The organism is Flavobacteriales bacterium, from assembly GCA_030584065.1.
Classification (GTDB): domain Bacteria; phylum Bacteroidota; class Bacteroidia; order Flavobacteriales_F; family PHOS-HE28; genus PHOS-HE28.
In genome coordinates, this window is sequence record CP129489.1 from 2,767,209 (window position 1) to 2,779,274 (window position 12,066).

Consider the following 12,066-nt stretch of genomic DNA (forward strand, 5'->3'; position numbering starts at 1 on the left):
TCAGCGGATCACGGTGAGCGGACCAGTGAAGGCGTCGGGGAAGCGCGGATCGTTGAGCTTCACCACGTAGTAGTAGGTGCCCACGGGCACGAAGCCGCCGTTGTAGCGCCCATCCCAAGGCGTCCTGTAGCCCACGCTGCGGAAGAGCAGCTCACCCCAGCGGTTGTACACCTCCACCTCGCTCTCCGGGAAGAGGTCGATGAAGTCGATCACCCAGGCATCGTTCCAGCCGTCGCCGTTGGGCGTGAATCCGTTGGGGATGACCACCTCGGGCACTACGGTCACCAGCACCGAGTCGAGCGCCACGCAGCCATTCGGGGCGGTGACAAGCACGGTGAACCAGGTGGTCGACGGCGGGTCGGCCACGGGGTCGGGCACCGTGGCGCTGCTAAGCAGCGAATCGGGCGACCAGAGGAACACCGCTCCTTGCGGGCCGGTGGGCGAACCGCCCAAGGTGGCCGTGCCGCTGAGGAAGATGGTCTGGTCCGGGCCGGCGTCGGCGATGGGCAGGTCGAGAACGGTCACGGTCACCGCATCGCTGTCCGTGCATGGGCCGTCGGCCACGATCAGCGTGAAGGTGTAGGAGCCGTTGGCCAGGCCCGGGAGGGCGAGCACCGGATCGGTGCCGATGACGTCGCCCTGGTCATCGAGCCACTGATAGGTGAGGGCACCTGTGCTCTGCGATCCGTCCAGCGTGATGGCCACGCCGAAGCACTCGGTGAGGTCCGCCCCGGCATCCGCCACCACCGTGCTGAGCGCGGCCACCGTGACCTGCTGCGTGATGGTGCATCCGTTCGCATCCGTGACGGTGATCGAATAGTCACCCGGTGCGAGGCCGCTGATGTCCTCGTCGGTTGACGCGAAGCCGCCGGGACCCGACCATGCGGTTTCGTAGGCGGGTGTGCCGCCGCCAATGGTCACGGCGACGGCGCCATCAGCGGCATCGGCGCAGCTGGCGTCGGTGACCTGGTCCACGTTGAGCGACAGCGGCGACGGCTCGTTGATGGCATAGGTGAAGGTGAATGAACAGCCCACATCGTCACCGATGATCACCTGCCAGGTGCCCGGGCACAGGCCGGTGGCGGAATCGTTGCCCTGGCCGTTCGGCGGCACCGGGCTCCAGTTGTAGGTGAAGTTGCCGATGCCGCCCGTCGGGCTGAGCACGATGCTGCCATCGCAGGCCGCATTGCACTGCACGTCGGTCACCGCGGCGTTGTCCGCGATGTCGGTGTAGGGCAGCACGGTGAACGTGTAGGTGGTGTCGCAGCCCAGCGCATCGGTGATGGTGACGCTGTTGTCACCGGCGCAGAGGCCCGTCACCTGTTCGGTGCCTTGTCCGGTGCCGGGCTCCGGCGACCAGGAGATGGTGAATGGCCCGGTGCCGCCGCTCGGCGCAATGGCGGCTGTTCCATCGCAGGGACCGAAACAGGTCTCGTTGGTCCAAGTGAGGTTGGCCTCGATCGCATCGCCCTGCGTGATGGTGAAGGGGGCGTTGATGGTGCAGCCATTGGCATCGGTCACCTCCAGGCTGTAGTCGCCCGCACACAGCGCACCGAGGTCCGGCACATCCTGCGCAACGATGCTCCCGGCCCCGTCGCGCCAGATGAGCGTGTAGGGCGCAGCGCCGCCGCTCACCACCGAGGTAGCGGTCCCTGTGCAATCGCCGAAGCAGATGTTGTCCGTGGTGGCCACCTGGACCTCGAGCAGCGGCGGATCCGTGATGGCGAAAGTGGCGGAGGTCGTGCATCCGTTGCCGTCGGTGACGGTCACCGTCCAGTCGCCCGCGCAGAGGCCGGTGATCGCCGGCAGCGTGGGGTCGCCCCCCGGCTCCGGCGACCAGCTGTAGGCATAGGGCTGAGTGCCGCCGCTGGCGTCTGCCGTGATGGCACCATCGCACGCGCCGTTGCAGGTGATGGGCACAATGGTGCCCGCCACGGCCAATGGTTGAGGCTCGGTGATGAGCACGTCCTGCGTGATGCTGCAGCCCGCCTGGTCCGTGATGGTGATGCTGTAGGCGCCGGCGCACAGGTCCGTCACCTGCGGCATGTCCTCACCGCCGGGGGCCCAGAGGAACACGTAGGGGGCCTGCCCGCCCGTGGGGCCTACCGTGGCCGATCCGTCGCAAAGGCCCGCGCAGGAGACGGCCGTGGTGCCGAGGTTGGGCACGATCGGGTCGGGCTCGGTAACGAAGGCCGTATCGATGGTGATGCAGCCCAGGCCATTCGTGACCTGCACCAGGTAGAGGCCTGCGCAGAGCCCGGTGGCGGTGCTGCCCGTCTGCCCGAGGTCGGTGCCCGATGCATCGAACCAGGCGATGGAGCACAGCGGCTCCGCACAGGTGAAGTCAACGCTCGCCGTACCGTCGCAATCACCGGGGCAGCTGGTGATCCCATCGGCAAGGGTGAGCTGCTCCCCGTCGGTATCGCTGATGGCCACGAGCACCGTATCCGCGCAGAGGTTGGCATCCGCGACGATGGCCTGATAGAAGCCCGCGCAGAGTCCGCTGATGCTGTCCCCCGTGCCGATGATGGCTCCGCCGCTCAGCCAGGTGGTGAAGTAGGACGCTGTGCCGCCGACCGGCGCAGCGGCCGCCGTGCCGTTGCAGACCCCGCACGCGCTCTCGGTGACGGTGATGACCGCCTGCACGGGTGCGGGCTCGACGAGCACGAAATCCTCTGCGAGGATGCAACCGCCGGCATCGGTCACGGTCAGCGTCCAGGTGCCGGGGCAGAGTCCGCTGATGGCATTGGTGCCCTGGCCGGCCGGGGGCTCAGGTGACCAAGCGTAGGCGTATGGGGCTACGCCACCGGTGACGGCCGCCGTGATGGCCCCGTTGCAGTCGCCCGCGCACTGCACCTCCTGCACCGTGGCCGTCACCGCCAGGGGCTGCGGCTCGGTGATGAGCACCTGCACGGTGGTGTCGCACTGCGAAGCGTCGCTGATGAGCACGGTGTAGACGCCGGTGCACAGGCCCGTCAGCTGCGGGGTGTCCTCACCGCCGGGGCTCCAGAGGAAGGTATAGGGGGCCACGCCTCCCGTGGGGCCAACGGTGGCCGTGCCGTCGCACGCCCCGGCGCAGGTCACTGGCGAACTGCTCAGGTTGGGAATGATGGCCTGCGAGGGCGTGACCTCGGCCGTGGCGAAGCTGACACATCCATTGCCATTGGTCAGCTCAGCCGTGTAAGCGCCGACGCAGAGGCCCGTGAGCGCGCCCTGATTCGTGGCGAGCACGTTGCCCGTGGCATCGTACCACACCAGGTTGCACGGCGGTGCGCTGCAGGTGAAGGACACGCTCACCTCGCCATCGCACGTGTTCCCGCAGGTGGTCTGCCCGTTCACCGGCGTGAGCGGGTCGGCATTGCCGTCGCTCACCTGCACCAGCTGCGTGCTGCTGCAACCGTTGATGTCGGAGACCGCCAGCGTGTAGAGGCCGCCACACAGGCCCGTCGCACTCTCGCCCGTGGCCACCACCGTGCCACCCAGCGACCATTCGGCGGTGTAGGGCGGCGTGCCGCCGGTGATGGCGGCCGTCGCCTGTCCGTCGCAGTTGGGGCAGGTGCTCGGCACGGTGCTCACGGCCACCTGCAGCGGTTGCGGCTCCGTGATGGTATAGGTCTCGGTGTAGGAGCATCCGTTGGCATCGGTGATGACCACCGTCCAATCGCCCGGGCAGAGCCCGAACGCCGCAGGCAATCCGCCCTGGCCGCCCGGCGGCTGCGGAGACCACGCGATGCCGTAGGGTGCGGTGCCGCCGGTGATGTTCAGGGTGATGCTGCCATCGCATTGGCCTGCGCAGGAGGCGCCGATCACCACCGACCCTACTGCAAGCAGCGCGGGCTCCGTGATCAGCACCTGCGCCGTGGTGTCGCATCCGCCGCCATCGCTGATGAGCACGGTGTAGACGCCGGGGCAGAGCTGCGTGGCTTGCGGCGTGCCCTGTCCGCCGCCCGGCTCAGGCGACCATGTGAAGGTATAGGGCGGCGTGCCGCCGCTCACGCCCACCGTGGCAGTGCCATCGCATGCGCCGGCGCAGGAGACCGGTTCGCTGCTCACCAGCAGGTCCGTTGGGGAGGGCGCCGCCACCGTGGCGGTGTCAATGCTCACGCAGCCGGACGCATTGGTCACCTGCACCAGGTAATCGCCGGGGCAAAGCCCGGAGAGCGCGGTGCCGTTCGCATTCAGGTCGTTGCCCTGCCCATCGAACCAGGCGATGACGCACGGTGCATCGGCGCAGACAAGGTCCACGCTCACGCTGCCGTCACAGGCATTGGGGCAGCTGGTGGCACCATCCACGGCGGTGATGTCCTCGCCTGCGGCATCGGTGACGGCCACGGCCTGCTGGACCGAGCATCCGCTGGCATCCGTCAGCACCGCCGTGTACACGCCGGCGCAGAGGTCGCTCACACTGAGGCCGGCGCCGATGAGCGAGCCGGCCGCGCTGTACCATTCCACGGTGAGGGGCGCCGTGCCGCCGGAGACGGTGGCGGCGGCGGTGCCGATGCAGACCTGGCATTCGCTCGGCGTAACGGCTACGCTGAGCGCGAGCGCATCAGGCTCCGTGAGGGTGAACGCGAGCGTGGTGCTGCACCCGGTCGCATCCGTCACCACCGCCTCCCAGGTGCCGGCGCAGAGCCCCGTGGCTGACGCTTGCCCCGGGCCGTTCGGTGGCGTGGGGGTCCATGCATAGGTGTAGGGCGCTACGCCGCCCGTCACGTTGAGCGCAATGGCCCCGTCGCACTCACCGTTGCACGAGATGTCCGAGACGGCCGCATTGCCCGCGATGGGCGCCGGACCGGTGATGAGCACCTGCGCATCGATGCTGCAGCCATTGGCGTCGGTGATCGTCACGGTGTACACCCCTTCGCAGAGGCCGCTCACCTGGGGCGTATCCTGGCCCCCCGGCGACCAGAGGAAGGAGTAGGGGCCGGCTCCGCCCGTGGGACCCACGGTGGCCGTGCCATCGCAGAAGCCCGCGCAGCTCACCGGCGTGCTGCTGCTGTTGGGGGCGATGGGCGTGAAGGGATCCACCGTGAAGGTGAAGGTGCTGTCGCAGCCGCTGGCATCGGTGAGGGTGACCGTGTACGGCGTGCCGGCGCAGAGCCCGGTGGCCGTGGTCGTTCCTTGCCCGCCGCCGGGCTCAGGCGACCAGAGGATGGTGATGGCGCCCGTTCCGCCCGTGGGGGTCACGGTGGCCGATCCGGTGCAGGGTGCCGTGCAATCCTCCGGGCTCACCGCAAGGCCCGCATCGAATGGCGGCGGTGCGCCGATGAAGAATGGCGTGGCGCCCACGCAGCCCACGGCATCGAACACCTGCACCTCCCAGAGCCCGATGCAGAGGCCGCTCACGGCCGTGGTGCCCTGGCCTGTGGGCGGCTCCGGGACCCACACGATGGTGTACGGGGGGATGCCGCCTGCCGGCGTCACCGATGCCGTTCCGCTGCACGTGTTGGGGCAGGTGGCATCGGTCCAGACGAGGTTGTTCGTCACCGGCACCTTGGGCAGCACCTCGAACACCGCGGTGGTGTCGCAGCCGCTGGCATCGGTGATGGTGACGCTCCAGGTCCCCGGGCACAGGCCGCTGCCTGCATTGGTGCCATCGCCCACCGGCGGTGGGGGGTCCCACGTGAAGGTGTAGGGGGCCACGCCGCCCGTGGGGCTCACCGTCACGGTGCCATCGCAGGGGCCATTGCAGGTCTCATCGGTGCTCACCCCGTTGGGCAGGATGGGGTCCGGCTCATCCACCGTGAACAGCAGCACCGTGTCGCATTGCGCCGCATCGGTGATCTGCAGCGTCCAGACCCCGGCGCACAGCCCGCCCGCGTTGGGCGTGCCCTGGCCGGTGCCCGGCTCCGGCGACCATGTGTAGGTGTAGGGCGGAAGCCCGCCCGCCGTCGTCACGGCGATGGCGCCATCGCAGCTGTTGCCGCAGCTGGCATCCGTCACCGTGCCCTGGGCGTCGATTCCCGATGGTGTGCTGATGGTGAAGGGCGTGGCCAAGACGCATCCGTTCGCATCCGTCACCGTAAGCGCATAGGCGCCGGGGCAGAGGCCCGTCGCATCCGGCGTGCCCTGGCCGCTCCCGGGCTCCGGCTGCCAATCGTATTGGTACGGCGCAGCGCCGCCCGTCACGGTTGCTGTGGCCGTGCCGTCGCAGAGTCCGCCGCAGCTGGCCGGCGTTGTCGTCAGGTCCACCACGATGGGCGGCGGCTCTATGATGGTGAAGGTGATGAGCGTGTCGCAGCCCGCCGCATCCGAGACCAGCACCGTATAGTTGCCGGGACAGAGGTCCGCTGCATCCGGCGTACCCTGGCCACTGACCGCGGGTGTCCACAGGAAGGCATAAGGCGGCGTGCCACCGGCCACCGTCACGCTGGCCGCGCCATCGCATGCACCGGCGCATGTGGGGTCAGTCGTGGTCAGTGCGGCATCGATCGGCGGCGGAGCGATGAGCTCGAAAGTGATCGTGGTGTCGCAGCCGCCGCTGGAAACGGTGACCTGGTAGCTGCCCGCGCAGAGCAGCGTGGCATTCGGCGTGCCCTGACCGGTCACCCCAGGCGACCAGAGGTAGGTGAAGGTACCGTCGCCTCCGCTCGCCGACAGGCTGATGCTCCCATCGCACGCACCGCTGCACGAGGGCGGCGTCACCGTGCCGGTCGCAACGATCGGCGGCGGCGCCGGCACCGTGAAGGCAATGGTGGTATCGCAGCCCACCGCATCGGTGATGACCAGGGAATAGGCCTGCGGGCAGAGGCCGGTGACCGCAGCCGTGCCCTGGCCCGCGCCGGGCTCGGGCGACCAGGCAAAGGCATACGGCGCCTGCCCGCCCGTTACGATCACGCCCGCTTCGCCATCACAGGCATCGGGGCAGCTGGCCGGCAGCACCTGCAGCGACACATCCAGCGGCACGGCATCGAGGATGGTGAACGACTGGGTGATGGTGCAGCCGTTCGCATCGGTGATCAGCACACTGTAGCTGCCCGCGCACAGGCCCGTCGCATCCGGCGTGCCCTGCCCGGTGACGGCGGGCGTCCAGGCATAGGTGTAGCCCGGCGAGCCGCCGGAGACCGCCACGCTCGCGGTGCCATCGCACAGGCTGCCGCAGGTCACATCCGTCTGGGCGGGCACCACTACCAAGGGCGGCGGCTCATTGATCGTGAAGGCGATGAGGGTGTCGCAGCCGTTCGCATCGGTGATCAGCAGGGTGTAGCTCCCCGCGCACAGGTCCGTGGCGGTATCGGTGCCCTGCCCCGCACCCGGCGAAGGCGTCCACAGGAAGGCATAGGGCGCGGTTCCGCCGGTGACGCCGGGGGACTGGGCCGCGCCATCGCACACGCCCGCACAGCTCGCATCGGTGGTCTGCACGGCGGCTTGGATCGGCGCGGGCGCGGTGACCGTGAAGGTGAGCGTGGTGTCGCAGCCGTTCGGCGTGGCCACGGTGACGCTGTACACTCCGGGGCAGAGCGCTGTGGCGTTCGGGGTGCCCTGCCCCGTCACCGGCGGCGACCAGGTGATGGTGTACGGCGGCACCGCGCCGTTCACCGTGATGCCGATGGTGCCATCGCAGGCGTCGGAGCAGCTGGCCGGCGTGACCGTGCCCTGCACATCGATGGCGGGCGGCGACGCGATGGTGAAGGCCTGCGTGGTGGTGCAGCCCGTGCCCTGGTCGGTGATGAGGACACTGTACGCGCCTTCGCAGAGCCCTGTCGCCGCGTTGGTGCCCTGGCCCGCTCCGGGCGCGGGCGTCCAGTCGTAGGCATAGGGGCCCACGCCATCCGTCGGATTCACCGTGGCGGTGCCGTCGCACACGCCGAAGCAGCTCGCATCGGTCTGCGCGGGATTGGGCACGATGGGCGGCGGCTGATCGATGGTGAAGGCGACCGTGGTATCGCAGCCGTTGGCATCCACCAGCAGCACGCTGTAGTTGCCGGCGCAGAGGCCCGTGGCCGTGTTGGTGCCCTGGCCCCCGCCGGGCGCGGGCGTCCAGGTGACGGCGATGGGGGGCGTGCCGCCTGCGGGATTCACCGATGCCGTGCCATCGCAGAGGCCGTTGCACGAGGTGCCCGTGAAGCTCAGGTTCGGCTGGATCGGCAGCAGGTTGAAGGTGAAGGTGGTATCGAAGCTGCAATTGTTGGCGTCGGTGATCACCAGGGTATTGGTGCCCGCGCAGAGCTGGTTGAACGACGAGCCGGTGCCCGCGCCATTGTTCCAGCTGTAGCTGTGCGGTGCCACGCCGCCGATGGCCAGGGCCGTGCGCGAGCCGTTGCACACGTCGGCGCAGGCGGGCGGGGTGCCGGCGCCGAAGAAGATCACACCCAAGGGGCCCGGCTCGGTGACGTTGATGGGCACGCCGCAGCTCACCCCCTGGCCCACGTCGGTGACCACCACGATCTGCGGGCCGCCGCATGCCCCCGTCCAGGTCTGCGTGGCCGGGCCGCCGAAGAGCCAGGAGTAGGTGAAGGGACCCACGCCCCCGGTGACGCTCACCGTGATGGTGGCATCGCAGGCACCGCGGCAGCTGACGTTGAATCCGTTGAAGTTGGTCGTCGCCGAGGTGGTGGCGATGAAGGGCGTCTGCCCCGCACCGGTGGCGCACACGGCCACGTCGCGGTCCTCACCGCCCGGGGGGATCGCCTGCGGCAGGCGCACCGGCTCCGCCCCCACCAGCAGCGTGGCCTCCTGGGCCTGTACCACGCGCTCCAGCACACCGGCCTCCGGTGCGCGCGCGAGGCGGATGACGCTGCGGCCGGCCATCAGGCGCTGGGTGGCGCGGCCCTCGCTGCACAGGGTGCGGGCCTGCACCAGGCCGCCCGCGGCGTGCACGGTGCCCGAGCGCCAGGTGAGGTCGCCCTCGGTGAGGTGGAGGTCGCTCAGCAGCGACCAGGAGCCTTCGCCATCGAACCGCAGCTGGCCGGCGAGGGGGATGCCCCGGGTGTCGATCACGCGGCCCTCCCCCGCCCCGGTGAGCCGCACCGTTCCGCCGAAGGCCCATTGCACGCTGCCGCTCATCGACCAATCGCCATGCACTTCCAGCGCATCGCGTCCTCCGCCATCCACGCGCACGAAGGCGGCGGCGCCATCCAGCCGCAGGCTGCGGCAGCGCGCGCGGCCCTCCACCGCCACCACGGTCTCGGCGGCCGGCGCGATCACCGCATCGTCGGTGGCGCCCGGCACGCCGGCACCGCCGGCGCCGCCGGCCATCAGGCTCCAGTGCGCCGCATCGCTCCATGAGCCGTTGCCGCCCACCCAGTGCAGGGTGCGGCCGGTGCCCGCTTGGGCCTGCGCCGGCGCGGCGGGCAGCAGGATCAGCGCGGCGATCGTGAGCGGGAGGAGGGCGTGGATGCGCATCGCGGGTGATTCAAGGGTCTAGTCGAACGCCGGGCAATTGATCATGCGGCGGCTCATGTCCTCCTGCCCGCACGGGGTGATGCCCAGGATGATCTCGTGCGTGTTGGAGCTGCCCACGCGGAGCCGCGATGTGGTGATGTCGTAGCTGTAGCCGAGCTGGAAGTACTTGGCGAAGCTCACCTTCATCAGCACCGATACCGCATCGCCGGCCCGGTAGCCCGCCCCTAGGGCGAACTTGCGGTTCCACTCCACCATGCCATTGATGTCGAGCGCCCAAGGTGCGGCCTTGCTCTTCTTCAGCAGCAGGCTCGGGATGAGCGCGGTCTTGCGCCCGATGCGGTACTTGTAGCCGCCGCTGAGCATGAACTGCCGCGCCAGCCGCGAATCCGTGCCGATGCCGCTGATGCGGTTGCCCAGGGCCTGGTGCATGGAAAGGCCCGCCCAGGCCACCTTGTTGTAGGCCCAGATGCCGGGGGTCACCTCGGGCACCACCAGCGCCGTGGCCCGGCTGTCGAGCGCCGGGTCGTTGTAGTCCACCACGGTGCTGGCGCCCACATCGTACTTCATCTGCTGCGCACCGCCGAAGAAGCCGAAGCTCAGGTGGTAGTCGCGCGCCATCTGCATGTGGTAGGCATAGGCCAGCGCCAGGCGCGTATAGCCCCAGTTGCCCGCGTTGTCGCTCTCGGCGAAGAACCCGATGCCATGGCGGTTGCGGTTGGGCCCGCCCTTCTTGCGGCCCAGCGTGCCGTGCAGGCTGGCCCACCCGTTGCGCGGGGCGCCCTCTAGGCCCACCCACTGCTGGCGGTAGCCGAGGCGCACGTCGAGGCAGTCCTTGCTGCCGGCCACGGCGGGGTTCACGCTGAAGTGGTTGAAGACGTACTGCGTGTACTGCGCCAGCTGCTGCGCCCCGGCGGGCGCGGAGGCCAGCAGGGCCAGGAGCAGCAGCGCGGCGGTCCTCATCGGATGATGGAGATGTAGCCCGTGTAGGGGTCGGAGCGGCCCTCCACCGGGTTCAGCTGGATGTGGTAGTAATAGGTGCCCTCGGAGAGCGGGTTCCCGTTGCGCGTGCCGTCCCACGGCTCGCGGTAGCCGTTGCTGTTGAACACGCGCTGCCCCCAGCGGTCGTAGATCATCACCACGGCGCCGGGGTAGTCCTGGATGCCGGGCACCTCCCACACGTCGTTGCGGCCATCGCCATTGGGCGAGAAGGTGTTGGGCGGCTCGATGAGGCGGATCACGTTCACGCTCACCGAGTCGGTGTAGGTGCAGCCGCCGATCACGGTGGTCACCGCGTAGGTGGTGGAGCTCTGCGGATTGGCGATGGGGTCTGGGATGCCGTTGCCGCTGAGGCCGGTGGTCGGGGTCCAGTCGTAGGTGGTGCCGCCCTGCGCATCGAGCTGCACGGCGCCGCCCTGCGGGATCTCCTCGTCGGGCCCGGCGGTGAAGTCCACGCCCACCACATCCACGCCGGGGCCCGATACGGTGAGGCTGAAGCCGCATTGGGCGGCGATGAGGGCGCCGTCGTTGATGGCGCCGGAGACCACCACCCAGTAGACGGTGCCGGGCATCAGCGATTGGGTGGTGACCGCGAAGGCCATGGAATCCAGCTCGCAGGCCGACACCGCGGTGAAGGATGCCGGGGTACAGCTGCCGTTGCCGGCGAGCACCACCAGGCTCAGCTCGTTGTCCATGCCCCCCACCAAGGGGCAGGCGATGCCCTCCACCGCCACCTGCACGGGGCCGCCCACGCTGTTGGTGGTGAAGGTGTACCACAGCAGGTTGTCCGTGCCGGGGCAGAACCCGGGCAGCGTGCCGTTGGCGCCGGTGTTGTCGCCGCCCACGGGCTGCTGGGCGCACACGAGCGCGGCCGTGGCGCAGTCGCTGTTGGGCGGCTGGGCCCAGGCCGTGGCGGTGGCCGAGAGCAGGCAGGCAAGGAGTGCCAGGCGCATGGGTGCGTGCAGGGGGCGCGCACAGGATGCACGCGGCCCCGCCGAAAGTAGACGCCCGCTTTCCCGCGCCCGGCAAGGGCCGCAGCGCACTTTCACACAGCGCTCTGTTGAGGGCGGCCGCGCCCCGCGGACAAACGAAGAGGGGCCCTGCGACAGCCGGACCCCTCTTCCCCGTGTGACCCCACCAGGAGTCGAACCTGGATCAAGAGTTTAGGAAACTCCTATTCTATCCATTGAACTATGGGGTCGCAAAAGCGGCGCGAAGGTAGAGGGCGACGGGCCACGCCAGCTGTGGCCTTCCGCTCGCATCCGCCAACCGGTGGTCGGTGGAGAGGCCGCCCGCCACACGGCCTTGGATTCCGCCGCATACCGATCTACCTTCAACTTCCGAACCGGTTCGTCAGTGCCATGGACCATGAGTTCCCCAAAACCGGCTACCCGGAATCCCTGGACCCACCGCACGATGGCTTCATCGCCAGCTTCGGTGCGCAACTGTCCGTGGGCCTGCCTGAGGCGGCCATGCCTGCGCAGGTGCAAGGCACCCTGCTGTTGACACCGTATGCACAGAGCGCTTGGATGGCGAGCCTGCCCACCGATGAGCTTTGGGCGATACAGGTCTTCGACGCTGCAGGTCGTGCGGTAGCCATCGCGCAACAGGTCCAGAAGCGGCATGCCATCGATCTGTCCAGGCATGCGAACGGCTTGTATGCGGTGCGCGCGGTCAGTGCCTCGGGCATCGTCCTGTCAGCCAAAGTCGTTCGGCAATGAGGCT

General features: G+C 69.3%; 4 protein-coding genes and 1 tRNA gene. 1 reads left to right on the forward strand and 4 read right to left on the reverse strand.

All coding sequences use genetic code 11. From position 1 onward, the window contains the following. From QY325_11700 to QY325_11715, 4 genes are all read right to left on the reverse strand, one after another. Complete coding sequence (locus QY325_11700; GenBank protein WKZ65424.1) at positions 1–9,345, reverse strand: gliding motility-associated C-terminal domain-containing protein; 9,345 nt, start codon at positions 9,343–9,345, stop codon at positions 1–3. 18 nt (positions 9,346–9,363) lie between these two features. Beyond that, complete coding sequence (locus QY325_11705; protein WKZ65425.1) at positions 9,364–10,305, reverse strand: type IX secretion system membrane protein PorP/SprF; 942 nt, start codon at positions 10,303–10,305, stop codon at positions 9,364–9,366. After that, positions 10,302–11,294 carry a gliding motility-associated C-terminal domain-containing protein gene (locus QY325_11710; GenBank protein WKZ65426.1) on the reverse strand — a complete coding sequence of 331 codons (993 nt, stop codon included), beginning with the start codon at positions 11,292–11,294 and terminating at the stop codon, positions 10,302–10,304. The genes QY325_11705 and QY325_11710 overlap by 4 nt, the downstream gene beginning before the upstream one ends. A gap of 176 nt (positions 11,295–11,470) precedes the next feature. Further along, positions 11,471–11,542: transfer RNA gene (locus QY325_11715), tRNA-Arg, on the reverse strand. A gap of 160 nt (positions 11,543–11,702) precedes the next feature. On the opposite strand from QY325_11715, the gene QY325_11720 reads away from it, so the two are divergent. Beyond that, the gene (locus tag QY325_11720) at positions 11,703–12,062 is read left to right on the forward strand and encodes a T9SS type A sorting domain-containing protein (GenBank protein WKZ65427.1); all 360 of its coding nucleotides are present in this window, start codon (positions 11,703–11,705) and stop codon (positions 12,060–12,062) included. The last annotated feature ends 4 nt before the right edge of the window (positions 12,063–12,066 follow it).